This is a genomic window from Vibrio sp. 10N.247.311.14 (assembly GCF_041467715.1).
Taxonomy (GTDB): domain Bacteria; phylum Pseudomonadota; class Gammaproteobacteria; order Enterobacterales; family Vibrionaceae; genus Vibrio; species Vibrio crassostreae_C.
In genome coordinates this window covers 25,824-52,273 of record NZ_JBFSVE010000030.1, presented here as the reverse complement: position 1 = coordinate 52,273, position 26,450 = coordinate 25,824, and the positions used below count along the sequence as shown (strand labels likewise).

The following is a 26,450-nucleotide window of genomic DNA, read 5'->3' as shown; positions in this document are numbered from 1 at the left end:
GGATGTATGAAAGCTAGAATTCTATTTATCGCTGCATCAGTAGCTGTGTTAGCGGGTTGTCCGGACGATGACGACGATTACTATCGCTATGATGTGAGTGTTACTAACCTCACCCCCAATCAACCAATGTCACCACTCGCGGTGTTGACTCACAATACGAATTTTGATCTGTTTGAAGTTGGGCAAAGTGCCTCTGTCGATCTGGAATACTTGGCGGAAGGGGGTAGTAATGCACAATTGCTTGCGCTCAGTGACAGTGACGCCAATGTTTATCAAGGCATCTCAGGCAATGGACTGATTCTTTCAGGTGAGCAAGACACGGTGTCGATTCGTGTCGACCCAAATCAAGAAGGGTATATCTCAGTTGCTTCCATGTTGGTGAACACCAATGATGCGTTTGTCGGCGAATCCGGATTATCGCTCAAGTCATTAGCGGTGGGTGATACCTTTACCATGAACATGAATGTTTGGGATTCGGGAACTGAGCTGAACGATGAGCTTGCTGCAACCATTCCGGGACCAGCAGGCGGTGGTGAAGGTTTTAATACCACACGAGACGACACCGATATAGTGAGTTTTCACTCTGGCGTAATCAGCCAAGATGATGGCCTTACGACTTCTACTTTAAGTGCAAATCATCGTTTCCTTAACCCCGGTGCAAGAATCACCATTACTCGAACTCAGTAACAGGTTGAAAGCACGATGAAAGAATTCCTGCTCTGTTCCGGTCAATTGAAAGGTGGGCGGACTCAGAATAGAGCAGGGATCATGAATAGTGCTGCGGTAAATTTGATGGCAAACATATTGTTGGTTGAAGACGATGATGACTTGGCTGAACTGGTGCAGATGCATCTTAAGTTCCAAGGGCATAACGTAATCAGAGCTAATGTGATTGAAAAGGCTCAGGCGCTCTATAAAGAGGGTCATTTCGATTTGATCGTACTGGATCGTGGCTTACCAGACGGTGACGGACTCGATTTCTGTCGAATGTTGCGTCAGCAAGAGGATTGGACGCCAGTACTCATGCTAACCGCAAGAGACGCTGAGTTAGATAAGGTGTCAGGCTTAGAAGCCGGTGTTGATGACTACATAACGAAACCTTTCAGCGTTCTCGAGTTTCAAGCAAGAGTGAGGAACGTGCTTCGCCGTTTAAGCCATGTCGAATCAGCGACTCAAGAGGTTGTGACAGCAGAATCGATTATGAATTTTGGCGGGCTCACTATTCAACCTGAACGCCATCAGGTGTCACTCAATAACCAAGACGTACCGCTGACAGCTACCGAGTTTACCTTACTTCATTTCTTAGCAACCCGCCCGGGGCGTGTGTATAGCAAAGACGAGCTGCTCGATCATGTTTGGAATACTCATCACTCTGGCTATCACCATACCGTGTGTAGCACAGTCAACCGTCTAAGAACCAAGCTTGCGATGCCGAATAGTGATGATGATTTCATTAAAACCGTTTGGGGTGTTGGTTATAAGTTTGAGTCGAAAGCTTAGGCCTATGTGTCGCGTCCGAAGTTTACTAAAAGGCCAGTAACACCTAAGAGCCATCGAGGAGAGAACATGAGTTTCAAATCGCGTTTAGTGTTGTTCACCAGTTTGTGGTTTCTGCTCGTGAGTGTGGTGATTGCTTACACCTATAATTGGCAAAAAGAGACCATAGAACAAAGAACTAAACAAAGCTTACATAAAGAGCTCGCGGTTCACATGCGCGATGATAACCCTCTGATGATTGGTACCGACTACAACCCTAAAGCGCTCAAATCCATATTTCACACCTTGATGTTAATAGGGCCAGATTTCGATATCTACTTCCTCGACAGTCAGGGCAAAATTACGACTCATGCTGCGCCAGAAGGCACTGTGTTAGCCAACCAGATAGACTTAGCACCCATTCAACAGTTTTTAAACGACGAGCCTTATCCCATTCTGGGGGAAGATCCGATCAATCCCGGGGCTCGTAAGGTGTTTTCCGTAGCAGCGATTGAAGAGCTAGGTTCGACCGTCGGGTATCTGTACGTTTTGATTGGCAGTAATCGTCACACCGTGATTGCCAATTCGCAGGTCGACACGCCATACATTGTACTCGCGGGGCTCATGCTGATCTCTATTTTGGGTTTTGCAGTTGGGGCTTATCTATTGGTTAAACGTAGCCTGTTAAACCCAATAGAAGCAGTAACCAACAAGCTGCAACAACAAGCAGAGCAAGATTTTCGATTGGACCCGAACTTCATTCATCAAGTACCAGAATTGGTGCCGATTGCACGCTCGTATCAGTTGATGGCGAAGCACATTCAACAGCAATTTTTGCAACTTGAATATCAGTCGTCACATCGAAGACAAAGCTTATTACAGCTCAGTCATGATTTGAAAACGCCATTGTCGAGTGTATTGGGGTATCTAGAAACGTGGAGGATTCAAAACCCACATTCGGATCCACTCATAGATGTGGCATATCGCAATGGCAACAAGTTATCTGAACAGCTCCATTCGCTGTTAGATAGCGCCAAGAATGATAACCCGGTACCCACATATCAATACGCTTCAATCGATTTCAATGGGCTGATGAGCGAATGCTTAGAAACGATACAAAGCAAATATCGCCATAAAAATGTTGAGTTGAACATTAATATGCCTATTGGAATCAAGGCTGTGGGTGACAGTGATCTGCTTGAGAGGTTGATTTTGAATCTGTTAGATAATGCATTGAGGCATAGCCCAAGTGGCACTGTGGTGTCGTTAGATGTTGGTTTTGAAGCGGATTCCAAACGGGTGAAGGTGGTGATTCATAATGAGGTTGAACTGGAAGCGCCGAATGGTTCTTTGGGAATAGGAACCAAGATCGCGCAGTCGATACTGATGTTGCATCACAGTGTGCTAGAAACAACAAAGGCAGAGAACTCCTTTCAGCAAAGCTTTTACTTGCCTTCGGTATAGCTCTGTCTGCCTTCGTTTAGCTCGATGTATACTTACGTAGAAGTAACGTTAAGCGTCTTTTCTGTCTTCGTTACCTTCGTTCACTTTCGCGTAGAAGTGAAGCAGCTCAGTTAATTCTTTAACCCAGCCAAACGCATCTTTAGGTGCGTTCTTTAAGATCTTTTCTACTTTCTCACAGTGCACTTCGATTGCGATGGCTTCTTCAAGGTTGAAAGAAATTGAGTAGAAGTGCCAAAGCAGTAGGCGAGTCATTCGCTCGATGTTCTGTTGCGAGTTATCCGACTCTGAGAAGGCTAGGTTTACTTCACCAAGCGCGATAGCTGTCATTCGAAGCATTGCGTCAAATTTCGCTGATTGCATGCGTTCTTCGCTGGTGACTTCTTCTTGCTCGAACGTAAACAATTCCGTCATTGCATCTTCAGGTACAAGGCGATGAATCATTCTTAAACTAAATTCTTCTAGTTCATGGCGAGGCATGGTGATTAAGCAATTTAAGGTGTAGTCGCGTTGCATGGTGTTCTCTTGGATCTGCAAAAAGGTCGGACAGTTTAATGGAGAAGCGAGTTTAGAAAAAGCAGATTTTAGATAAGCCTGCGTTGGCAGGCTTATCTGTGTACTACAAGCCCTAAAATCGATGCTTAGGGGAACTGTATTTAGGTTTGAACGCAGTATCAGGCTTTGCTATGGCTTGGCGGTTGGTACTGCATCGACTGGTCGTTTCTCATGAATATGTTGCTCGCGACCAAACTGCCGATGCAAATAGAACCAAGGGCGAGCCAAGTCATCGCATCAGGAATCTCGTTGAATAGTGGGATCGCCAACAAGGTCGCCACTGCGGGTGTTGCACTGCCAAAAGCGGCAGAGCGTTCAGCCCCTAAGGTATTAACCGCATAAAGGTAAGTGAACGCAGCGATTAAACCCGCCCCAACGCCTTGCACTGTTGAATGAACGGCAAGCTCCGTGAAGGGCCAATTAGCGATTGGTGTGTCCATTAGGTGGCTTGGGAGGGTTCCAGTCAGGATTAGGACGAGTAAAAGCAAAGTAGAACAGAGAGAAATAAAACCGGCACTGACTAACGCATTAAGATTAGCGACACGGGCTGAGATGGTGAACATCGCCCACATTAAGCTTCCGCTTAAAAACAATAAATGACCTTTGGTGTATTCAAAGTTGAAGCTGCTTAAGCTACTTCCTAAAAACAACAGTATACCGAGTAAAACCAAACCTAAACCAACAACACGGTGTCGGCTGAGTGGTTGCTTAAAAAAGAGTACCGCAATTCCTGTGACGAACAGAGGGAGCGTGCCCGGAACAAGAGCACTGCCATGTGAGACCGGAACAAACTGCATGGCCGTTCCCGCAACAAGCAGATAAGGCAATCCGCTACCGACAAACATACCCGTTAGATACCGTTTAGGGACGACGGCAATCGCGCTGCGTGCTTTCCACATCAAAGGCAATAACACCAAAGCCGGTATGAGAAATCTTGTGAGGGCGATATCTGCAGGTGTTAAATCTGAATTTGCGCCGCCTTTAAGAGACAGGAAAAAGCTCGCCCAAATGAGTAGGGTGACAGTAATAGATAAGTAGCCAAGATTCATAATATTGAAGGAGAGTGGGTGATGACTCATTATGGAACAGTTGTTGTGCCACAGGTTGGCAAGTTTTGGCCTAACTTGAACTATCGTTGATAATTTCTGCTAATATTCACCAAATAATTAACGGATTTAACTAATGTTTGGCATTTACTATGGATAGAATTGATAGACATCTTCTCGAACTGCTACAAAAAGATGGCAGGTTAACCACGGCTGAACTTGCTGATGAAGTGGGTTTATCACCTTCGCCTTGTGCAAGACGAGTCAAAAGGCTAGAAGAAAAGGGCATTATTGACGGTTATCGTGTGAGCTTGTCACGAGAACAAGTCGGCATCGCAATGAGTGTGTTTGTTGAGGTGAGCCTAAACAACCACCAAGAAGTGTCGATAGATAAGTTTGAGGCGGCTGTTGTAGAGATGGAAGAGGTGATCAGTTGCCACGTTGTATCTGGGGCTTATGACTATTTGCTAGAAGTGGTTAGCCCGAACTTGATGGCCTACGAGGCATTTACAAGAAAACTTCAAAGGCTCTCTAACGTGAAAGATATTCATACCCACCTTGCGATAAGACAAGTAAAAGGCAATGCACCACTGCCAATTTATACCGATTAAGCCAAACTCTGAGCAGTAACACGAAGGCAGAATGAGCTGAAAACGAAATGGTTTACTCCTGAAGTAGAAGCGCGGTCAATATCAAAAATCATCCATTAAGTGTCAGGCTTCAGGCAATAAAAAACGGAGCACCTCGTGAAAGGTACTCCGTATATGATAGGTGCAAAACTTAGTGATACTTAAAGTTAGAGATTGAACAATCCCCAGTTTGTGCATTAATTCTGAATGAAAAAGCATGTGAATGATAATCCACGCCGTCATTCCAAATTGTCTCTCCAAATATCTTACATAGCTCTAGCTCACTTACTGAACCGAACTCTTCCATGTGTTTAGCTACAGATAAAAGTTTACCTCTTATCTCTGCAGTCCATTCCGTGTTACTCAAGCAGTTGAAAGCCATAGTCTTTTGCATATTACCTAGCCAAAATGTTTCTTGTTATTAAGTTATATGAAGATTCATGATAACAATTTTCTGGCGTTTGTAAATCTATTTTGTGATGAATATCTCACATACTCGCTTGCATTGGTCGGAAATTGAACTTCATTGTTGATAGATAGCACATTACTTTTACAACCTATTGATAAAGCTTTGATTAACGAGTTCTTAGAATATTATGAATGGGATTGAGCATATTTATCGGAAAAGTCCAGTCGAACGAGTGAGAGAATCTAATGGTGATTTCAGTTTGATGCATCGTTTGCTGGTTGGTTTATGTGGCGCGCTTCATCAATCATCGTCCCTTCTCTGTGGTATTTTGAAGACAGCTGACGGAATTTTTCACTGAGTGTATGGAGATCTCGGGAGAGTGATTGTGAGCTTTGTACGTGCACCTTTGCGCTTTCTGCCTGGCGCGGGAGTCTTGCTTTGGTGCAGTGTTTGGCGACGGCTTGCCATGAATACGCTAGAGAGTCAGCGCCTTCAAGTTCACTAGACACAACATACGCCTGTTGTAGCAAAACCTCGGAGACGTCATACGCGGTATTCATATGACTATTGAGCTGCACATTAAACCTTTCTTCGTACTTTGCCCAAAGCTCAATGATCTGCTTTTCATTAAAGTGTTTAGATAACAATGTCTGTGACTCATAGGTTGAAAGAACTTGGTTGAACTCTTTGGTGTACTGACTATAGCGACCTTCAAAAGAGAGCTGACGATCCAACAGTGTTTGCCAGTTTTCACGGTCACAATGATTCGCTAGAGCGACATTGGCACTCAAAGTTACGCTTACAATGATAACTTTCCCCCAAAAACTCATGACTTTCCTCTACTTACCGTGCGCTCTATTGAGAGTATAGATGAGCAGCAGCATGAGTTGATGTACACTTGAGACATACCTATAACGGAAGAGCTGGTGGATTTGATGAAAAAAGCGCTGATCGCTTTACTTGTGTTGTTGATATTGGGCGGAGGGGGAGGAGCGGCATACTACTTCTTAGTCATGAATAAAGACCCAATCCCACAAGAGAAAACGGAAGAGCCGGCGTTAGAAGCTACCGAGCAATCTGAATCTGACCTTGTACCCATCATGGATCTTCAGCCTGAACCCGAGCAGACGGAATTTTACGTTTTGGAGAGAAAACTTGAAGTGGTCGAGCAACCTGAAATTGATGGCTTGATAACAGATTACCTCTATAAAGGGGAAAAGGTGGTGGTACTCGAGAAACAAGGCGAATGGGCACGTATCTCAGACTATATAGTCCTTAAAGAAGGCGGCCCACAGACGGCGGAATGGGTCTCTATGTCAGGCTTATCTAATGATGAAGTCATTATTTCGGAAAAAGAAAGCAAAGAGATATTGGATTCCTATTTGGTTAAGTCTGATGACCTCAAGATCCATCAAGAAAAATTCCGTAATTCGGTGGCTAAACTGATCTCTGAGGGGGAGTGTGCCCCAAGTGATTTTGAAGAATTAGGCGGATGGGTGAAATCTGTTAAGTACAGCAATCGAGATGTCTATTTTATTTATTGTGGTGGGTTGTCCCTTGAAAACAAAATTTATCTTGATGTAAATACAAATGAAATATTTACGAAGTAAGATCCCACGCTCAATTTATTAATGCTATTTACTTAAGCCCACTCATAGATTGAGTGGGCTTTTTTGTCTATTCATAATGCTCATCGTCCCCATTTAGAACGTTAATTATATTGAAGCTCATATAGAATTATTAGGAACCATTTATTAATTTCTAATAATAGTTTTATTATTATTCTCGTGATCAATCATTTCAAATTCCCACATTGCATTATTCTTGAAACAAGCTGGGAGATATAGATTTATCTCGTATTAACAAAGGCTTATCTGCTTGTTGATAAAAGTAAAATTAAATAAACCTTATTAATATCAGAGCTTTGCGTTAATTTACATGTTCGTAACATTTCATTAATTTTGGGATGCAAGTCTAGTTTTTAATCATAATACGAAAATATTTTATATTTGTAATAATACTTTTTGATTTTGAGTTGTAGGGTTTAATTAAAGCAAAACGTAAAGTTTAATTATCAGCTAAGACATTATCTTATTAACATCATTATTATTTAATTGCTTGTAAGGGATGGAACCATTAATGAAAAAGCTTGCTTTAATTACAGGGTCAAAAGGCGGTATCGGCTCAGCAATTTCCTCTAAATTAGTTGCAGACGGCTATCGTGTTATCGCGACTTATTTTACTGGAAATTACCAATGTGCCTTGGATTGGTTTAACGAAAAACAATTCACCGAAGATCAAGTGAGATTGTTTGAATTAGATGTTACCAATACTGCGGAATGTGCGCTGAGCTTAAGCAAGTTGTTAGAAGAAGAAGGCACGGTGGATGTACTAGTCAATAACGCAGGTATTACACGTGATAGCGTCTTTAAAAAGATGGATGCCGAAGCGTGGAAAGACGTGATTGAAACAAACCTAAACAGTCTGTTCAACGTGACTCAACCTTTGTTCGCTCCTATGTGTGAGAAAGGTAACTGCCGTGTCATCAACATCTCTTCCGTCAATGGTCTTAAAGGTCAATTTGGACAGACTAACTACTCAGCAGCGAAAGCTGGAATGATTGGTTTTTCTAAAGCTTTGGCTGCAGAAGGCGCTCGTAGCGGCGTAACCGTGAACGTGATTGCCCCTGGCTACACAGCAACTCCTATGGTTGAGCAAATGAAGCCTGAAGTACTGGATTCAATCAAGAACCAAATTCCGATGAAACGCTTAGCAACACCTGTTGAAATTGCAGACGCAGTGGGCTTTTTAGCGAGTGAATCTGGCGCGTACATTACAGGCGAAACATTGTCTGTGAATGGCGGCTTGTACATGCAGTAATTGGCGAAACTGAAGGGGTTGGAATGATGGAAAAAGTATTTATTGTTGCGGCTAAGCGCACTCCTATTGGTGCATTTACCGGGTCGCTAAAAAACGTATCTGCGGGTGAACTGGCTGGCGTTGCGATCAAAGGTGCACTTGAGTCTGTCGATCTTTCGTTAGATGCGATTGATGAAGTAATCGTCGGCAACGTGATTTCGGCAGGTCAAGGCATGGGGGTTGCTCGTCAGGCTTCCATCTATGCAGGGCTTCCTGAGGAAACACCAGCATACGGCGTGAACATGATTTGCGGCAGCGGAATGAAATCAGTGATGGACGCAGCGGCGCACATCAAAGCACAAGATGCTGAAGTGGTTATTGCTGCTGGCGTTGAAGTGATGTCACAAATTCCTTTTGTGGTACCAGCGAGCGTTCGTAATGGTCACAAAATGGGTGACATCTCAATGAAAGACTTACTGGTTGGTGATGGCTTAACCGATGCGTTTAATCACTACCACATGGGCATGACCGCTGAAAATATCGCGAACACGTTGAATATTTCGCGCCTAGCTCAAGATAACTATGCCTTAGAAAGCCAACAAAAAGCCGTTGCTGCGATTGAGGCGGGTAAGTTTAACGAGCAAATCGTGCCTGTAGAAGTTAAGCAGCGCAGACAAACCGTCACTTTTGATACCGATGAGTATCCGAAGTCAGACGCGACATTCGAAGGTCTGCAAAAGCTTCGTCCAGCTTTTGACCGTGAAGGGTCTGTTACGGCAGGTAACGCTTCGGGCATCAATGATGGCGCGAGTGCAATCATCTTAGCCTCAGAGAGTGCAGTAGCGAAATACGGACTGACACCACTGGTAGAGCTAACGAGCTACGCACAGTCTGGATTAGATCCAAAGATTATGGGGTTAGGCCCAGTAGAAGCCGTTTCTAAAACGCTTGATAAGGCGAATCTCACTCTAGAAGAAGTAGATTTGTTTGAATTGAATGAAGCGTTTGCAGCACAAGCTCTTGGCGTAATGTACCAATTGTCAGAGCAGCATGACTTACCGCTTGATGAGTTCAAGCCAAAGGTCAATGTGAATGGTGGTGCAATCGCGCTTGGCCATCCTTTAGGTGCTTCAGGCAATCGAATTATTGTTGCACTCATCCATGAAATGCTTGAACAGAAAACGACTTATGGCGTTGCTTCACTCTGTGTGGGTGGGGGAATGGGAACCGCTGTTTTGCTAAAAGGTATTGAAGGTTAGAGCCTGATATATCGGTAGCAAGCTTAAATATCGGATCAGCTTTTCAAAGCATCGCGAGTTAATCGATGAGCGTTGGCTGAAACGATAGTGACACAAATTTATTAAACTATGTATTCATCAGGAGTTACTTATGTACACGGATATTTTCAAAACAATTACTGACCAAACTGAAAAGCAATTTGAACCGTACTTAAAGTTCAACAAGTTGGTTGCAAAGAACGTCCAAACGATGACAGAACTGCAAATGAATGCAATGCAGACTTACACGAACATGGGTCTTGCGCAAATGAAAGCAGTGACTGAAATCAAAGACGTGACTAGCCTAACGGCGTTCAACAGCCAGCAACTAGCAGCGCTAACTCAATTGTCTCAACAGATGATGAGTGATAGCTCAAAAATGCAAGCTGCTGCAAAAGAGTTCAAAGAAGATGTTGAAACACTAACAACTGAAAACTTGAAAACAGTTACACCTGCATAAATAAAATCGCCATCGAGTCAGCACAGTGTTTACTGTGAGGCTCGGTGGCGATTTTCCGATTATTGGAGTCATGTTATGTTTCAACACTTCTTTTCGGACTACCTTGTTAAACTTCAACAAACAAACCAGCAATGGTGGGAAAACTTTGAACAAAACAAGGAAGCCGCGCAATCTCCCCTAAATCAAGCGATGCAAGAGTTGAATTTTGATGATGCGTCAAAAATCTTCGAGCAAGCCGCCAACCAACCCGCCGTTCTGCTTCAGTTACAATCTCAGTGGTGGGAGCAGCAACTCAAGATCTGGCAAAATGCCGCGCTGATGGGCAACACCGAGAGTGTGATAGCTGAAGATCGTAGCGACAAGCGCTTTATTGACGAGGCGTGGAAAAACGACCCGTTTTACAGCTTTATCAAGCAATCCTATTTGTTATTCAGCAAAAGCTACATCGATACCATCAACTCTATCGAAGGCATCGACGAGAAAACCAAAGAGCGTGTGGCGTTCTTTTCACGTCAGGCCATCAATGCTCTCTCTCCAAGCAATTTCATTGCGACTAACCCAGAGCTGATGAAACTGACGCTTGAGCGAAATGGTGAAAACCTGCTTGATGGGTTAGAGCAACTGCAAGCAGACGTTGAAGCGAGCGCTGATATCCTCAAAATCCGTATGACCAACAATAATGCCTTTCGATTAGGTGTTGATGTTGCAAATACTGAAGGTGATGTTGTTTTTCAAAACGACCTGTTCGAGCTTATTCAATACTATCCAAAGACACCTCAGGTGAATGCGACACCTTTGTTGATCGTTCCGCCGTTCATCAATAAGTACTACATTCTTGATCTTCGTGAGAAGAACTCGATGGTGCGCTGGTTGCTTGAGCAAGGACACAGCGTGTTCATGATGTCTTGGCGTAATCCGGGTGAGGCGCAAAAAGACCAAGAATTCGGTGACTATGTCACGGAAGGTGTAGTGAAAGCGGTAGCGGCGATTGAAGACATTACCGGTAAAGAGCAGATCAATGCTGCAGGTTACTGTATCGGTGGCACTGTATTGGCTTCTACGGTTGCTTACTACGCGGCGAAGCGCATGAAGAAGCGCATCAAAACCGCGACCTTCTTTACCACCTTGTTGGACTTCTCGCAGCCGGGTGAGGTTGGCGCGTATATCAACGAAACGATCATTAACGCGATTGAGAAACAGAACGATGCCAAAGGTTATATGGATGGTCGCTCACTGAGCGTGACGTTCAGTTTGCTTCGCGAAAACAGTCTGTACTGGAACTACTACATTGATAACTACCTAAAAGGCAGCAGCCCAATGGAGTTTGACCTGTTGTACTGGAACAGTGACAGCACCAACGTGGCTGCCAAGTGCCATAACTTCTTGCTGCGAGAGCTTTATCTGGAGAACAAACTCGTTCAAGACAAAGGCGTGAAAGTCGGCGGCGTGTGGATTGATTTAAATAAGATCAAAATACCAAGCTACTTCATCTCAGCCAAAGAAGATCATATTGCCTTGTGGCAGGGGACTTATCGTGGTGCACTGAACACAGGTGGCAACAAAACCTTTGTGTTGGGTGAATCAGGTCATATTGCAGGTATTGTTAATCATCCAGACAATAAGAAGTATGGGTTCTGGTTGAATGACAACCTTGATGATTCTGCTGACGAGTGGCTATCAAATGCGAGCCATAACGAAGGTTCATGGTGGACACACTGGGATCAGTGGTTACAGGGCTTTGAGACTGACGAGAAAATCGAACCTTTCAATCAAGGTTCTGAGCTTAACCCTGTGATTGGCAAGGCACCAGGTAACTATGTAAAACAGGTACTGCCGATTGTTGATCAAGAAGCGGTCGATAAAGAGCCTGCTGACACAGAAGCTCCGAAAAACGAAGCCTAGGTTTTGTTATATAAGGCTTTCTTAGTTTTAGCTGCGATGTCGCTTTACTAAGGTTTCATCATCCCCCTAGCTGGAAACAGAAACGCCAGATAATAAAAAAGCCACTGAATTCAGTGGCTTTTTAGTGTCAACTTGTCTCAAGCATAACTGGAAAAGTTAACGCAATGTCGATTCTTAATCGATTTCTTTGTCTTTACCCATAGATAAAATCCAAAGAGATACGGCTGCAACACCTGCGAAGCCGCCCAGAATGATAACTGGCATAGCGCTGTAACCTAGGATGTGCCAAATTACGCTTTCTAAAGTACTCATTCAATCGCTCCTTATTGCCAGCCTTCAACGCCGTGCATGTCTGGTAGTTTATGTGCAATACCTTTGTGACAGTCTACACACGTTTTCTCACCAGAAGCCAGCGCTGTCGAGTGCTGTTTCGCACTACGAGGGCTCTGCTCTGAGAAGTCCATGTAATCGAACTGGTGACAGTTACGACACTCAAGTGAATCGTTCTTTTTCAATCGAGCCCATTCGCGCTCTGCTAAGTGATGACGACGCTCTTTGAATTTCTCAGGCGTATCAATCGTCTTAGAAATAAAGTGCGCGTATAGCTCTTTTGATGCTTGAACTTTACGAACGATTTTATCAGTCCACTCATGTGGTACGTGACAGTCTGAACAGATTGCACGAACGCCTGAACGGTTAGAGTAGTGAATCGTTTCTTGGATCTCTTCAACAATAGGTGCGTGACAGCCAGAACAGAATTCTTCCGTGTTGGTTGCCTCCATACCCGTGTTGAATGCACCCCAGAACAAAAGACCACCCGAGAAACCCAAGAACAAAACAACGCCTACGGCTGCTTTGCTTGGTGTCGCAAGTCTTTTCCAAAACGCTTTAAGTAATTTTATCATATATAGCCTCTCTTACAGTCCGGCTACGATTAACGCAGTGAATCTACAGGTTTGAACTCGTTCTCAACTAGTGGCTTAGCATTAGCTTGAGGTACGTGACACTGTAGACAGAAGTAACGACGAGGTGATACGTCTGCAAGTACCGCATCTTCACGGTTCATGTAGTGAGTTACACTCACTTTAGTAGCACCCATTTCTTTTGCGTTTTTCCAGCTGTGGCAAGACAGACATTTGTTTGCGTTCAGAGAGACTTCGTAGCTACGGATATTGTGAGGTACCAATGGTGGCTGGTATACGTAATCGCTCTCAAGCACTTGGTCGCGAGGGTACTTTTTGAAGTCGTCAGCTGCTCGTGTTGCTTCAAGCTCACTTACACCACGTAAAGACTCTACGCCACCAATGCCGCCAGGGTTATCCAGCTCAGCTTGAGCTACGCCAGCTAGCAAAAGACCGGCTGATAGTAGGGCAGTAATCAGTTTTTTCATGTTAATTTCTCCGCCTAAAGGCTAATTCTTTGAGAGGACTACTTCTTCAAAAGGATGAAAAAGTAGTCGCAATATTAAATACTTAAGATCGTTTCTCTAAGCCTAGGGCTTAAGCAACTTTAGTGATCTTAACTGGACACTTCTTGTAGTCTGTCTGTTTAGACAGAGGATCCGTTGCATCCAAGATCAACTTGTTGATCAGAATTCTTGCATCAAAGAATGGTACGAATACCAAGCCCTGTGGTGGACGGTTACGGCCGCGAGTTTCAACACGCACACGAACTTCACCACGTTTGTTTTCGATAAGAACTTCATCACCACGACGTAGGCCACGAGCTTTAGCGTCAGCAGGGTGCATGTAGCAAAGTGCATCCGGTACTGCTTTGTAAAGTTCTGGTACACGACGAGTCATAGTACCTGTGTGCCAGTGCTCAAGAACACGACCGGTACATAGCCACATATCGTATTCATCGTTTGGTACTTCAGGTGGCGCTTCGTATGGTGCATTGATGATCAGTGCTTTACCATCTGGTTTGCCGTAGAAGTCCCAATCAGAACCTTTCTTAGCATATGGATCTGAACCTTCTTTATAGCGCCATAGTGTCTCTTTACCGTCAACAACAGGCCAACGTAGACCACGAACTTGGTGGTAGCGATCGTATGGTGCTAAATCGTGACCGTGGCCGCGACCAAAGGCTGCGTATTCTTCGAATAGACCTTTTTGAACGTAGAAACCTTGAGCTTGTGCATCGTCGTTAAGCTCTTGAGCTTCAGACAGTGGGAATGCATCAACGTTGCCGTTTTTGTAAAGCACGTCGTACATGGTTTTGCCACGGTACTCAGGCATTTTCGCAACCAGTTCTTCACCCCAAACTTCTTCAATAGTGAAGCGCTTAGAGAATTCCATGATTTGCCATAGGTCAGACTTAGCTTCACCTACAGTTTTCACTTGTTGGTACCATGCTTGTGTACGACGCTCTGCGTTACCGTAAGCGCCTTCTTTCTCAATCCACATTGCTGTTGGAAGGATGAGGTCAGCCGCTTGAGCTGTTGCCGTTGGGTACGGGTCAGAACATACAATGAAGTTATCTGGGTTACGGTAACCTGGCAGACGTTCAGTGTTGATGTTTGGACCCGCTTGCATGTTGTTGTTACACATTACCCAGTAAGCGTTGATTTTACCGTCTTTCAACATACGGTCTTGAAGAACAGCGTGAGCGCCGGGTACCGGTGGAATGGTGCCTTCTGGAAGTTTCCAGATATCTTCTGCAATTTTACGGTGTTTAGGGTTAGCAACCACCATATCGGCAGGTAAACGGTGAGCGAATGTACCAACTTCACGCGCTGTACCACACGCTGACGGTTGGCCAGTTAGTGAGAATGGGCTGTTACCTGGAGTAGAAATCTTACCTGTAAGAAGGTGGATGTTGTACACAAGGCTGTTCATCCATACGCCACGAGTATGTTGGTTCATACCCATAGTCCAAAGTGACATTACTTTGATGTTTGGATCGGCATATTGCTTAGCCAGCTTGATAAGGTCTTCTTGAGATACACCTGACATTTCAGACGCTTTCTCAACTGTGTATTCAGCAACAGACGCTTTGTAGTCTTCGAAAGAGATAGCAGTCATTTCGCCTGAGTTAGGGTTTGCGGCTGCTTTCTGTAGTGGATCATCGTCACGCAGACCGTAACCGATGTCTGTCGTTGCTTGCTTGAAGTTCGTGTGCTTGTTCACGAAGTCCCAGTTAACGGCATCGTTTTGAATGATGTAGTTAGCAATGAAGTTAGCAATTGCTAGATCTGATTGAGGTTCGAAGATGTAACCCGTGTCTGCAAGCTCGAAAGAACGGTGGTAGTAAGTAGACAGTACGTTTACTTTAACGTGTGGGTGGCTTAGACGACGGTCTGTAATACGAGTCCATAGTACTGGGTGCATTTCTGCCATGTTTGAACCCCACAGTACGAATGCGTCTGCGTGTTCAAAGTCATCGTAACAACCCATTGGCTCATCAATACCGAAAGTGCGCATGAAGCCTACTACAGCAGAAGCCATACAGTGACGAGCGTTTGGATCTATGTTGTTTGAACGGAAACCCGCTTTCATCATCTTAACGGCTGCGTAGCCTTCCATTACTGTCCATTGGCCTGAACCGAACATACCAACACCTGTTGGACCGTTCTTCTTCAGTGAAGCTTTCCATTTCTCAGCCATCACGTCGAACGCTTTGTCCCAAGATACGGGTGCGAAATCACCATCTTTATGGAACTCACCATCTTTCATACGAAGAAGAGGTTGTTCTAGACGGTCTTTGCCGTACATGATTTTTGAAAGGAAGTAGCCTTTGATACAGTTAAGGCCTTTGTTTACAGGAGCTTCTGGATCGCCTTGAGTCGCAACCACTTTACCGTTTTGAGTACCTACTAGTACTGAACAGCCCGTACCACAAAAACGACAAGGCGCTTTATCCCACGTGATTTTTGTTTGATCAGAGCTAGCAATCAGGTTGGTTGCTGTTGCCGGTAGAGTTACACCTGCAACGGCTGCCGCTGATGCAGCTGCGTTTGCTTTCACAAACGCACGTCTTGTCATTTTCATACTTCACCCTCAAGTTGAGAATTGTTACTTCCAGTTTCTAAATCCGTTTCGTCGAGTCCAGTTTCGATTTGGTGATAAACCAAAGCTGTCCCCAAAACGTTCTTAATGTTGTTTATTGCTTCGATGGTGTCCGTTACAAAACCTTGGTTTTCAGTTTCTAGGACCACGATGATTTTGCCTTCAGGGCTATCTCCGTAGATTTCAGCGTTATCGAATTGATCGATCTCCGCTTTGATCTCATTTAGATGCTCAGGGCTCACATGCACGACTAAACTTGATATATGCACTTCATTTAGTGCCATAAATTGCTCTCGTTATTTTTGTTTTATGCATTACTCACAAGAATAGCCGAAGTAGGGCAAATTGCTACGCAGGCGCCACAACCGCTACACTCATCTAACTTGATTTTTGGTAGAGCAACACTGCCTGCTCTAAGTTGAAATTGAATGGCCATAGGTTCACACATGTCACCACAGCTTCGGCATTCAACATTTTGTTGCGCTAAACACTTATCAGAGATTTGTGCTTTTGCTTGCCAAGGCTCTCCTTGCTTTGGCTTAAAAATGGGTTCGGGACAAACATCTGCACATTGATAGCAGAACGTACACTCATCAATAGAGAAATCTACAGTGGGAAAACCACCATCGCCTACAATGATTATCTTAGTCTCACAACTCTCGATGCATTTACCGCAGCGAGTACAGTCATCTGTAAAGCTTTCTAGGCTGTCAATCCAAGGCAAACGAATCTGGCTTGAGTCAACTTTTCGTCTAGAAAAAAGACGGCGTTTTGATAGATCTACCATTAGATACCTATAGATGTTACTAAGATGTTGTAATTGTAGGTCATTATTCTATTAATATCTTGTAATGAGTCCTCACAAGTAGTGTAGTTTTAGAAACAATTGTATAAATACCCCCTAAGGGCTAATTGGGGGCATATATTGTCTTAGATCAATAAATTACGGAGCGAGTGATCACATATTGAATGGAGCTATGATTTTTGATGTGTGACAATACGATATCGCTGGCAAGTCATTTATCAATAGGAAGGCACTTTTGCTTATAAAACCGGTTTCATCTGTAACAAGTACGATAGCAAAATCTTTGCTCTCTATACTGCTGTTGTCGGTTGCTACGACTGGCTTTGCCATCTTTACTTTGGCTTCAAGTTTGAATGATGCGGAAGCGGTTAACGTGGCCGGTTCAATGCGAATGCAAAGCTACCGTTTAGCCCATGATATTCAAATAGAATCTGTCGATTATGAATCTCATATTCGTGAATTCGAAAGTTCTCTTTACTCGCCATCCATGGCTAATTTGGTCAGTTGGAATGTTCCGACAGACATCACAGAAGATTACTATTTAATTATCGGCCGTTGGCATGAGCTAAAACAGGTCTTGAATAGCGAAGAGCGCGATCACTATCTCGTGTTGGTTGAAAACTTCGTGGCTGAAATCGATGGCTTCGTTTATAAGCTGCAAGAGTTCTCTGAAGACAAGTTAATAAAGTTAGCGTGGGCTGGTGGTATCGGCCTTGGTGGGATTCTGGTCATATCTCTTTTTGTTGTTCACTTTGTACGTAAACAGGTTGTTAAACCGCTACATGCTCTTGTCGGTGCGAGCCAAAGAATCAAAAACAGCGACTTCGAGGTAGAACTCAAGGTGACCAGTAACAACGAAATGGGCATTTTGACCAAAACCTTCAACTCGATGGCCAAAGATTTAGGCGTGCTTTATCGAAACCTTGAAGATGTGGTGGATGCAAAGACGATTGAGCTGCAAAATGCGAACCAGTCGCTGCAGGCACTTTATAACTCGTCACAAGAGCTCACGGTGACGCGTATTGCTCCTGAAAACTTCCGAGCTATCTTGCAGCATCTCGTGAGCTTGGAAGGGATTGGATCACTGAGGCTCGAGATTGTCGATAACTCAGGCCGTTCATTGATTATGGATGAAGGTTACGATTCGAATTTAGACTACGAAAAGTTTGAGATGAAACTCGACGATAACGAACTTATTCTCGGCTATTTATACTGTTCATATCACCACGGGCACTCAACTAAAGCTCTGATCGAAAGCTTCATTCAACTGCTATCGAGAGCGATCTACTACAATCGTGCTCAAAAGAAAGCTGAACAGCTTATTATCATGGAAGAGCGTGCCACGATTGCACGTGAACTCCACGATTCATTGGCTCAATCACTGTCGTACTTGAAAATTCAAGTTACACTATTAAAGCGTGTGATTGGCAAACTGCCAGAGCAACAGCACCGAGAGCAATCTGAACAAATCGCGTCTGAGATCGGAAACGGCTTAGCCGACGCTTATACCCAGTTAAGAGAGCTACTCACCACATTTAGGTTGACCATTAAAGAGGGCAACTTTGGAGACGCCTTAAGTACCATGCTTGAGGCGCTCAGCGAGAGAACCGATGCGAAGATTAACCTCACTAATAATCTCTCATCGATCGAGCTTGATGCGCATAGTCAGGTTCACTTGCTTCAATTGATTCGTGAAGCAACAATAAATGCAATAAAACACGCCAATGCCGACTTGATAGATGTATGCTGTATCGATGAGGACGGTGAAGTATTAGTCGTGATAAAAGATAATGGAGATGGCTTTGACTCAAGTAGTTCCAAGGTGAACCACTACGGGATGAGCATTATGCAGGAGCGTGCGGCAAGACTGAATGGCGACTTGACGATTGAAGCGGCGCAAGGTGAAGGCTGTACAGTCATATTGAAATATAAAAGTTTGAAGGAAGTTAAAGTTGACGATTTGTAAAGTAATGCTGGTTGATGATCATCCATTGATGCGCAGAGGTATAAGCCAATTACTGAGCTTTGAAGACGAATTCGAAGTGATTGCAGAAGCAAGTAACGGCACTGAAGCGGTTGCTCTTGCTCATGAAGAAGAACCTGATTTGATCCTTTTGGATCTCAATATGAAGGGCATGTCTGGTTTAGATACCTTGAAAGCACTTCGCACTGACGGTTCTAGCGCAAACATTGTTATTCTAACGGTTTCTGATAGCCCTGCAGACATTGAAGCGATTGTAAAAGCAGGCGCTGATGGCTACTTGTTGAAAGACACTGAACCCGATGAGTTAATTGAACTGCTTAAGCAAGCACACAGCGGTGACAAGGCTTACAGCAGTGTGGTTGCTCGTTACCTAAATGATGCTGGAAGCCGCAATGATATCTTCGAACAACTGACTGAACGCGAAATGCAGATCCTTCAAGAAGTCGCGAAAGGTTACCGCAATAAGCAGATCGCTGATCACCTGTTCATTTCTGAATCGACAGTTAAGGTACATATGAAGAGTCTACTGAAAAAGCTGCAAGTGCCTTCCCGTACCGCTGCCACGGTTCTGTATCTAGAACGCTATGGTGAAATGAAGTAGGGCTTGGTCCTTTGAGATAACACTATTTCAAGCCTGACTGTTTATACATGTCTCGATAGTTTTGACGATGTGAGAAAGTGACATTAAAAAAGGCGCTGAACTTACTAAGTTCAGCGCCTTTTTATTAGGGCATTTTATATCCAAATAATCATGTCTGTTTTACTGACAATTAAGCTGCCATTGGTACTAGAACAAGCGTACCGAAGATCACCGTGATAAGACCACAGATTACTGGTACTGAAGTACGTTTAACGACTTCAAACGGGCTGATTTTACCCATGCCAGAAGTCGCTACAATTACACCCGAAACAGGAGAAATTGTACGGCCTAGGTTCGATGCTTGAAGCATTGGGATGATTAGGAACGCAGGGTTCAAGCCCATTTTCGCAGCAAGTGACGGAGCCAGTTCTACGAATGCATAGAATGGCGCGTTACCAGAACCTGTCGCGATAGCAGCAGCAACTGTTAGACCAGTCAGGATAAGCATTAATGCGATACCGCCAGCGCCAGCTGATTCAGCAAGGCCGATTAGGTTATCAATTGCACCGATAGACATTAGGCCCTGAGCAAATACGCCCGCCGCAACCAACAGCATTACTACGCCTTTAAATGCTTCGGCCATACCTTGGTAGCAAGAATCTAGGTCTTCTAGTGTTTTTTCGCCGTCAAACTTCTTCACAACGTAATCGATAACAGCGCCCACGAAAATTGAACCTACTACGATGGTGTAGATATCAAGTGAAAGGCCCGGAATGGTACGACCGTTGAATAGAAATACTCCAAAAATAGGTAAGAATGGAAGAGCAGCATAAAAAGCCGGCGCATTCGTTTCAATTTCTGAAACGTCTACTTTTTCCATTGGCGTGTTTTCTTTCTTATCTAGGTATTTGTTCCAGAAGAAAGCCGCACCCGCCATCACGATGATCGCACAGATAGAAACAGGCAGTACCGTTTGAACAGCAAACACATCAAGAGACATACCTGATTTTTCTGCTGCGATAACCACATCACCCGACGTTGGTGAAAGAATGATTGCTGCAGGTGATGCACAAACCGCCACCGCTGCTGGACGAGAAATACCCATTGCCGTCATCATTGGGAATAGGGTTGCCATCAATAGCACGCCAAGGCCTGTTGCAGAACTTACTGCTAGAGACATTAGACACGCTACGATGTAAGCCGCAACAAGAAGTACGTATGGAGATTTGATAGCAGCAAGCGGTTTAGAGAATTGTTTTACTACCACATTGTTTGCGCCGATATGCGTCATGTAAGAAGCAAAGCCACAAAGAAGCATGATTTGCATGCCTAGGCCGCCTCCACGGTACTGAAGCATGTACTTAACGAATTCTAGTGAGTCGGTAACCATGTTACCTGTTGAAGCTACCTTAGCTGGTAAGACTGTGTGACCAATAAGGCCGGTGATAAGAAGTAGGGCAAGGCCAGCAGTTAGTAATACACCCGCCGCTTTATAGCCTTTTACAATAAAGTAACCAACAGCAATAGTAATCACTAATCCGATCAAGAGCTCTAACATAGAAATCTCCACAAAGTTTAAAAAATATAAGAAAGTGTTTCAGAATATGACAATGAATGTACAGAAAACTGCACTGTGGCACGAGGCATAGTTGAGGTTGATATGATCTAAGACAAACATTTTTTTCGATGTTAATTGTGGTTGTAAATCGTGAATAACTACTGTTGTTTAGATGTTAATAAACAAATTTTGTGGCTTGTTAGAATATAACTTGGATCACCTTTGATTGTGAGGAGTTGCATACAAAGTTGTGGATTTATAAATCTATGACTTTTGGGGCCTAACGTACAAAAATAAAGAGAAATGTGTGCTTTTACATGATATCTGATTAGTTTATGAACTGAAGCCGACTGGGAACGGAAAGTTAAGTAGGCTTCAGCGAGGGTTGAATTGATGTGGAAATGCATAGGTCCTAACGTATTGGCTTAAGTACAGCTACTGACCGAAATAGTTGATAGTTAGCCGATTAGTTAATGTTCAATTCAGGATCTGCATTTGAGTAAGCAGGTAGGTCAGAACATATTACTTTTTTACAGAAGTGAATCATTCCGCGCTGAGTGACCAATAATAATTCATCATTATTTAGTGGGATATAAGCCATGGTATCTGAAGAAAGCACTGCACCTTCACTGATCATCACCTTTTCGTAAAATGTGAGCTCTCTATTTGGTATGATTTGTTCATGTTGAGTCTCGTCTAAAGAAATGTCGTGTTGGGTTACCACGTAAGTACCTGACGACGCAAAGCCAGCTTCTTTCGTAGAGACATATAACAATTCATAGCTGTTATTCTTCTTAAACTCGATATTAACGGCAGCTTGATTATAAATGACTTTTTCTTGTGGGTTGACCACCGAGGCTGTGTTGGATAAATAATGACCTTTAAGATAACTTTGAGGAATAAAGGTTGTCATCCATCCGGCCATAATACCGATTATGGCGATTGCAACGAAGATCTGTTTTTCTTTATTCACAAGTCACTCCTTTAAATTCACTTGGGAAGCTCAGAGATTTTCCTGAATTATCGATGATGATTTTTTTTCCCTTATATTCGTAAAGCGTCACGTTGAATAACTCATTAAAAGTGAACTCGTCGGATTCGATTTTACAAGAGATAAAATGTTGACCCACGAGATCTTCGCCTAGGCTATTTCTATCTAAATAAGAAAACAGATAATGGGATAAACCTGCAGTCACTACAAATAATACAATCAGTGCTAGTACACTACTTGTTTTTTTCTTAGCCGCGGTTGGTGATCTGTCTGGCGCTGTGTTGTCTTCAGGTTGTTTCGTTTCTTGTATTGGTTGCGATTGAACTATACGCAGCGCGCGTTCTTTGTCTTGTGTCACTTGTCCTGCAAATCGGTAGCCTTTACCGCGCTCAGTGACGATGATCATCCCCCTCTTATCTTCTAACGCTTTTCGGCAAATCGAGATGGTTTGCATTAGACTGCCATCTTCAACGTAGATACCTTTAGACACCCACACTTGTTCAATAAGAACTTGGCGCGTGATCACCTCATTGGGTCTCGAGATAAAAAACTTAAGTAGCTCTGATTCGTTAGAACCTATTGGGTACGTACGACCTGTCTTAAAGTGATGGATTTCACTCTCTTCTAAATTGACCTGTATATCATCATTGATAATAAATTCAGCAGACATCTGGGTTCTCATTGTTATAAGCGTTCTCACTTAAATATAACAAATACCACTATAAATATAAACTCACTCACTTTGTCTTATTTTATGTTTAAATAATTGAATTTGTTTGATTATCCCTCTTTTTATATTCCCTTATAAACCTTTTTGAGGTTGTTTAATGTGGTTTCAGGTGCTTGCCGCCAGTCGCTATTAGATCATTAACGGGTGACGCTGATTTAGTGGGTGTGGGTTAACTGCTCAAATTTCTTACGTAGTTTTATCAACGTGTCATTCCAACTCTGTGTTGCCTTGCTCTCTACGAATAAAAGTCGAGCTTACCTCCGACTCAATCGGCAATTCAAATAACGATAAATCGCATGACCACACCAGTTAAATGCGAAAGCTACGAAGGAGCTGTTTTGAAAGATTTCAATAAGCCGTATATATGTGGACTAATTACGCTTGCCTTACTCGGCTGTCAGTCTGAAGACTCGGCTCAAGATGCCGTATTGATATTGGTTCCCTACAACATTAATGAATTACCAAAACCGAACGATGGTTATGGGTATGACGAGGATGGAACAATATCCGGTGTCGGTGAAGACGTTGTCGTAATGTCATCGACTAACGACGCGTATTATCAGGACTACAACAACTCATACGCAGCCCTAGACGGTTGGGGACTTTGTGCAGAACCGATTTTGATTCCTCTAAAAAGTGTTAATTCTGATAAACGTTATCCACTCAATAACGAAACCTTAGCCGGGAATGTTGTATTAATTGATGAAATAACAGGTGATGAAGTTGACACTCAAATATCGGCCGATGGTTCCAATATAATTATTCAGTGCGAATCAGGATTAAAAGAGGGGACGACTTATTCGATCGTTGTTACTGACGGGGTAAAAACTGAATTTAATGAGCCTTTAAAAGCAGATGCCAGTTTTGATGAGTTGATTTATTCAGACGTCCCATTAAATAACGAAAAAGAAGAAGTCCTTCAAGATCAAGTACTGAGTGCTATTGAATCATATTATGCGTTATATCCAGAGAAAGGTATTCCCGTTTATGCTGCGCAGTTTAAAACACAGAGTTCGTATTCGTCGCTAGATGCAATGAAAAGAAACCATCTGCAATATGGTAGTTCATTCACCCAAGAAGAGCCTGTAATTGTAGAGGAAAAGCGGGGATATAACCTGTATACAAAAGTGCTAAAAATTCCGTCGTACTTACCTTTTACAAAAGAGAGGGAGGCGGAATGTATCGTCGATGAATTTGACCCGAAAGAAAATTGCCCACCACTGTATGAATGGATTACCAACACTTCCGGTAGTTTTCCAACTGCGGAGAATCCAATGCCTCAAAAGACAGAAGACCTTGAGGTGACGGCAGATATATACGTACCAAAAGAGTTTAACTGGAATAGTTTTATAGAGTTACCTGTCGTTATTTTTATTCATGGTGTTACAGCAGAGCGCGGCACTGCTTCTTTAATGGCTGCGGAATATACTGATAAAGGTTATGCCGTGGTTACGATCGATATGCCATATCACGGTGAGCGGATACGTTATGACTCAAGCCCTGAGCACGTGGAAATTAGTGCCCGAGCAAACAAAGCCTTCTTCATCAATATTGATTCCCCTTTAGCGCTTCGTTCTAACCTCCAGCAGTCTGTTTCTGATTTTCTGGGTCTACGCTATGCGTTGAGCCAAGAAGGTTGGGTTGATAACAATAACGTTCATCTAATCGGACAATCGTTGGGTGGGATCATGTCGGTAATGGTGAGTGAGTTTAGTCAAGCAAGCCCTGATTTTCTCTCGGATACTAATCCTAATTTTGAATTCAATACGGTGAACTTTGTTGTTCCGGGGCAGGGGCTAACCAACTTGGTTCTGTCTTCTCAAACCTTAGGCCCTGAAATGTCAGAAGGGGTTAAGAAATCCCCAGATGTTCAGCGCGGCATTGCTGAAACGGTGATACCAGATACATGTACAACAGAAGCAACGAATCAGCAGTGCATTGAAGCGCTTCGTGATTTTGTCGCACTTTCAACAGATAACGCGCTGCTTGTTAGTCAGCTAGAGGATGACATCTTCGATTTGGTTGTGACAGACCTTAAACAAGGGGTCCAAGCAACAATTGATAGTGCTGACCCTGCGAGCTTTATCTCTCGCCAAGTCGCTGCTGAGCAACCAACTCTTTTGTTAGCTGCCGTTGGAGATTGCGGGGAGACTTGTGACGTTGGTGTTGATTATGTCCCAGATAGCGTAATTCCCAATACCGCGCCAGGTAACATTCGTACTGGTACTGAACCACTGATTACTGCGCTTGGCTTAGACCCAATAACAGGCACATCAGAAAATATTAATGAAAAGCGTGGAGCAGTACGAACCACAACCGGCGGGCATGGTACGTATCTGTTCCCCTATGAAGGTCCCGTTGATGAAAATGGCTTACCGGGCACACCAGGTGAAAACATGTCAGACGTTCGTGAAGCGGTGGACACTCAACAAATTGCCGTTGCTTCGATGGTGATGACTGACGGTTCGCTTGTTGTCATTAATAACGAAGATCATATCGAAACAGAGGTGCCTCAAAATGAAGAATAAACTTTTTTTGGGCACTGCAGTTGCTCTTGTTCCTTGCCTGATTAACGCGGCCGGTTTTCAACTTAACGCACAGTCCGTAACAGGGTTAGGTCGTGCATTCGCGGGTGATGCTGTTATGGCCGATAGTGCGGCAATTGTGGCTAAGAACAGCGCTGCGATGGCTTACATCGAGCAACCAACACTTTCTGTAGGTGCTATCTATGTCGATAGTGGTATTGATGTGTCTAATGTTAGCTACACGCCAATGATTGGTGATACTGAAATGTTGGATGACCAATCATTAGACGCAGGGACATTAGTTCCAAACATTCATTATGTTCATTCTATCGAAGATTCGAAGTTCACATTAGGTGTAACGGTTCACTCCAATTTCGGTACTGACGTTGAATTTGATAACTCGTTCGAAGCTGATGAGTTTGGAGGAAAAACGGCGCTTTCCAGTATCAATGTGGGTTTCGCTGTGGCTTACGAGTTGTCTAAAAAAAATAATTTGGGCATAGGGCTAGATGTTATTTACGGTGAGGGCGAAATATACCGCCAAAACTTGTTAAACGTAGATGCAGACGGTTTCGTTTTGGGGGCTAACGTTGGTGCGACCTATCAAGTCAATGAACATAACAAGTTTGGTATTACTTACCGTTACAGCCCAGATATCGAAGTGGAAGGTGACATTACTAAAGGTGGTGTCCCTGCCGACAAGATGAATGTCCCGTTACCTGACACTCTAGAGTTTTCCGGTTGGCACCAGCTCAACGAACAGTGGGCTTTTCACTACAGCCTGCAGTGGGTGAACTGGTCTGAATTTGACTCGCTAACATCTAACTCTTATGACGACTCGATCAAAGAATATCAATGGAAAGATGCAGGGCATGTTTCTGTCGGTGGTACGTACACCATGTCGAAAGACATCGTTCTACGAGCGGGTTATATGTACGACATTTCCCCAACTGATGAACTTACATCGTTATCAATTCCTGATGTTAACCGTCATTGGCTCACGGTCGGAGGGACATATAACTTCACGGCTGCCAGTTCTGTGGACATTGGTGTCGGATTTATCATCGGAGAATCACAAGGTATTGACGAAAGCCTGACGACGATCCCAGGAACGAGTTCCAATATAACTGCTGATGTGACTGCCGATGCTCTCTTGCTCGGTGTTCAGTATCAGCATCGTTTTTAACTTTTACTTT

The 26,450-nt window shown here is 43.6% G+C and carries 26 protein-coding genes; 13 read left to right on the top strand and 13 right to left on the bottom strand.

Annotation, left to right across the window (positions count from 1 at the left end):
• The first annotated feature begins 6 nt into the window (after window positions 1-6).
• The 3 genes from AB6F11_RS12675 (at window position 7) to AB6F11_RS12665 (ending at window position 2,940) form a co-directional block, all read left to right on the top strand.
• Window positions 7-687 (top strand): spondin domain-containing protein, encoded by a 681-nt coding sequence (locus AB6F11_RS12675; RefSeq protein WP_017072230.1) that lies wholly within the window; start codon window positions 7-9, stop codon window positions 685-687.
• Between the two features lie 81 nt (window positions 688-768).
• Complete coding sequence (locus tag AB6F11_RS12670; RefSeq protein WP_050648356.1) at window positions 769-1,500, top strand: response regulator transcription factor; 732 nt, start codon at window positions 769-771, stop codon at window positions 1,498-1,500.
• Window positions 1,501-1,566: 66 nt separating this feature from the next.
• A complete protein-coding gene (locus AB6F11_RS12665; protein ID WP_104216299.1) occupies window positions 1,567-2,940 on the top strand; it encodes a HAMP domain-containing sensor histidine kinase in 1,374 nt (457 codons plus the stop codon).
• 48 nt (window positions 2,941-2,988) lie between these two features.
• Here AB6F11_RS12665 and AB6F11_RS12660 read toward each other — a convergent pair whose 3' ends face one another.
• Together AB6F11_RS12660 and AB6F11_RS12655 are read right to left on the bottom strand one after the other, a co-directional pair.
• Window positions 2,989-3,453 carry a hypothetical protein gene (locus tag AB6F11_RS12660; RefSeq protein WP_017064489.1) on the bottom strand — a complete coding sequence of 155 codons (465 nt, stop codon included), beginning with the start codon at window positions 3,451-3,453 and terminating at the stop codon, window positions 2,989-2,991.
• Between the two features lie 158 nt (window positions 3,454-3,611).
• A complete protein-coding gene (locus AB6F11_RS12655; protein ID WP_104216300.1) occupies window positions 3,612-4,541 on the bottom strand; it encodes a DMT family transporter in 930 nt (309 codons plus the stop codon).
• 149 nt (window positions 4,542-4,690) lie between these two features.
• Here AB6F11_RS12655 and AB6F11_RS12650 point away from each other — a divergent pair, with 149 nt between their 5' ends.
• Window positions 4,691-5,149, top strand: a complete 459-nt coding sequence (locus AB6F11_RS12650; RefSeq protein ID WP_017062622.1) for an Lrp/AsnC family transcriptional regulator — start codon at window positions 4,691-4,693, stop codon at window positions 5,147-5,149.
• A gap of 169 nt (window positions 5,150-5,318) precedes the next feature.
• Here AB6F11_RS12650 and AB6F11_RS12645 read toward each other — a convergent pair whose 3' ends face one another.
• Complete coding sequence (locus AB6F11_RS12645; RefSeq protein WP_017062621.1) at window positions 5,319-5,561, bottom strand: hypothetical protein; 243 nt, start codon at window positions 5,559-5,561, stop codon at window positions 5,319-5,321.
• A 269-nt stretch (window positions 5,562-5,830) separates the two neighbouring features.
• Window positions 5,831-6,406 (bottom strand): hypothetical protein, encoded by a 576-nt coding sequence (locus AB6F11_RS12640; RefSeq protein ID WP_104216301.1) that lies wholly within the window; start codon window positions 6,404-6,406, stop codon window positions 5,831-5,833.
• A gap of 96 nt (window positions 6,407-6,502) precedes the next feature.
• Here AB6F11_RS12640 and AB6F11_RS12635 point away from each other — a divergent pair, with 96 nt between their 5' ends.
• The 5 genes from AB6F11_RS12635 to phaC all read left to right on the top strand — a co-directional run bounded on the left by AB6F11_RS12635 (window position 6,503) and on the right by phaC (window position 12,074).
• The gene (locus AB6F11_RS12635) at window positions 6,503-7,186 is read left to right on the top strand and encodes an SH3 domain-containing protein (protein WP_017069149.1); all 684 of its coding nucleotides are present in this window, start codon (window positions 6,503-6,505) and stop codon (window positions 7,184-7,186) included.
• A 529-nt stretch (window positions 7,187-7,715) separates the two neighbouring features.
• A complete protein-coding gene (locus tag AB6F11_RS12630; protein ID WP_017062618.1) occupies window positions 7,716-8,456 on the top strand; it encodes an SDR family oxidoreductase in 741 nt (246 codons plus the stop codon).
• 26 nt (window positions 8,457-8,482) lie between these two features.
• Entirely contained in the window at window positions 8,483-9,694 is a 1,212-nt protein-coding gene (locus AB6F11_RS12625) for an acetyl-CoA C-acetyltransferase (protein ID WP_102320772.1), read from the top strand.
• 130 nt (window positions 9,695-9,824) lie between these two features.
• Complete coding sequence (locus AB6F11_RS12620; protein ID WP_017062616.1) at window positions 9,825-10,172, top strand: phasin family protein; 348 nt, start codon at window positions 9,825-9,827, stop codon at window positions 10,170-10,172.
• A gap of 75 nt (window positions 10,173-10,247) precedes the next feature.
• Window positions 10,248-12,074, top strand: a complete 1,827-nt coding sequence (gene phaC, locus AB6F11_RS12615; protein WP_104216302.1) for a class I poly(R)-hydroxyalkanoic acid synthase — start codon at window positions 10,248-10,250, stop codon at window positions 12,072-12,074.
• A gap of 174 nt (window positions 12,075-12,248) precedes the next feature.
• Here the strand turns inward: phaC and AB6F11_RS12610 are convergent, their stop codons facing one another.
• From AB6F11_RS12610 to napF, 6 genes are all read right to left on the bottom strand, one after another.
• Window positions 12,249-12,386 (bottom strand): TIGR02808 family protein, encoded by a 138-nt coding sequence (locus tag AB6F11_RS12610; RefSeq protein WP_010430103.1) that lies wholly within the window; start codon window positions 12,384-12,386, stop codon window positions 12,249-12,251.
• A gap of 11 nt (window positions 12,387-12,397) precedes the next feature.
• Window positions 12,398-12,979, bottom strand: a complete 582-nt coding sequence (locus AB6F11_RS12605; protein ID WP_170964248.1) for a NapC/NirT family cytochrome c — start codon at window positions 12,977-12,979, stop codon at window positions 12,398-12,400.
• Between the two features lie 29 nt (window positions 12,980-13,008).
• The gene (locus AB6F11_RS12600) at window positions 13,009-13,464 is read right to left on the bottom strand and encodes a nitrate reductase cytochrome c-type subunit (protein WP_104216303.1); all 456 of its coding nucleotides are present in this window, start codon (window positions 13,462-13,464) and stop codon (window positions 13,009-13,011) included.
• Window positions 13,465-13,573: 109 nt separating this feature from the next.
• Complete coding sequence (napA, locus tag AB6F11_RS12595) at window positions 13,574-16,063, bottom strand: periplasmic nitrate reductase subunit alpha (protein WP_104216304.1); 2,490 nt, start codon at window positions 16,061-16,063, stop codon at window positions 13,574-13,576.
• The gene (locus AB6F11_RS12590; RefSeq protein ID WP_017062612.1) at window positions 16,060-16,365 is read right to left on the bottom strand and encodes a chaperone NapD; all 306 of its coding nucleotides are present in this window, start codon (window positions 16,363-16,365) and stop codon (window positions 16,060-16,062) included. The genes napA and AB6F11_RS12590 overlap by 4 nt, the downstream gene beginning before the upstream one ends.
• Window positions 16,366-16,388: 23 nt before the next feature.
• The gene (gene napF, locus AB6F11_RS12585) at window positions 16,389-16,868 is read right to left on the bottom strand and encodes a ferredoxin-type protein NapF (protein ID WP_017067052.1); all 480 of its coding nucleotides are present in this window, start codon (window positions 16,866-16,868) and stop codon (window positions 16,389-16,391) included.
• Between the two features lie 253 nt (window positions 16,869-17,121).
• On the opposite strand from napF, the gene narQ reads away from it, so the two are divergent.
• Window positions 17,122-18,852: a nitrate/nitrite two-component system sensor histidine kinase NarQ gene (narQ, locus tag AB6F11_RS12580; RefSeq protein ID WP_104216305.1), complete on the top strand. Its 1,731-nt coding sequence runs from the start codon at window positions 17,122-17,124 to the stop codon at window positions 18,850-18,852.
• Complete coding sequence (locus AB6F11_RS12575; RefSeq protein ID WP_017062609.1) at window positions 18,839-19,471, top strand: response regulator; 633 nt, start codon at window positions 18,839-18,841, stop codon at window positions 19,469-19,471. The genes narQ and AB6F11_RS12575 overlap by 14 nt, the downstream gene beginning before the upstream one ends.
• Window positions 19,472-19,640: 169 nt before the next feature.
• Here the strand turns inward: AB6F11_RS12575 and dcuC are convergent, their stop codons facing one another.
• From dcuC to AB6F11_RS12560, 3 genes are all read right to left on the bottom strand, one after another.
• Window positions 19,641-21,008: an anaerobic C4-dicarboxylate transporter DcuC gene (gene dcuC, locus AB6F11_RS12570; RefSeq protein ID WP_016788598.1), complete on the bottom strand. Its 1,368-nt coding sequence runs from the start codon at window positions 21,006-21,008 to the stop codon at window positions 19,641-19,643.
• A 466-nt stretch (window positions 21,009-21,474) separates the two neighbouring features.
• Window positions 21,475-21,981: a hypothetical protein gene (locus AB6F11_RS12565; RefSeq protein ID WP_102398573.1), complete on the bottom strand. Its 507-nt coding sequence runs from the start codon at window positions 21,979-21,981 to the stop codon at window positions 21,475-21,477.
• On the bottom strand, window positions 21,974-22,669 hold the full coding sequence (locus AB6F11_RS12560; protein ID WP_017072311.1) for a winged helix-turn-helix domain-containing protein: 696 nt from the start codon (window positions 22,667-22,669) through the stop codon (window positions 21,974-21,976). Before AB6F11_RS12560 ends, AB6F11_RS12565 begins: the two co-directional genes overlap by 8 nt.
• Before the next feature lie 356 nt (window positions 22,670-23,025).
• Here AB6F11_RS12560 and AB6F11_RS12555 point away from each other — a divergent pair, with 356 nt between their 5' ends.
• Window positions 23,026-25,257, top strand: coding sequence for a lipase (locus tag AB6F11_RS12555; RefSeq protein ID WP_104216306.1), 2,232 nt, complete (start codon window positions 23,026-23,028; stop codon window positions 25,255-25,257).
• Window positions 25,247-26,440 carry an outer membrane protein transport protein gene (locus AB6F11_RS12550; protein WP_104216307.1) on the top strand — a complete coding sequence of 398 codons (1,194 nt, stop codon included), beginning with the start codon at window positions 25,247-25,249 and terminating at the stop codon, window positions 26,438-26,440. The genes AB6F11_RS12555 and AB6F11_RS12550 overlap by 11 nt, the downstream gene beginning before the upstream one ends.
• Window positions 26,441-26,450: the final 10 nt, after the last annotated feature.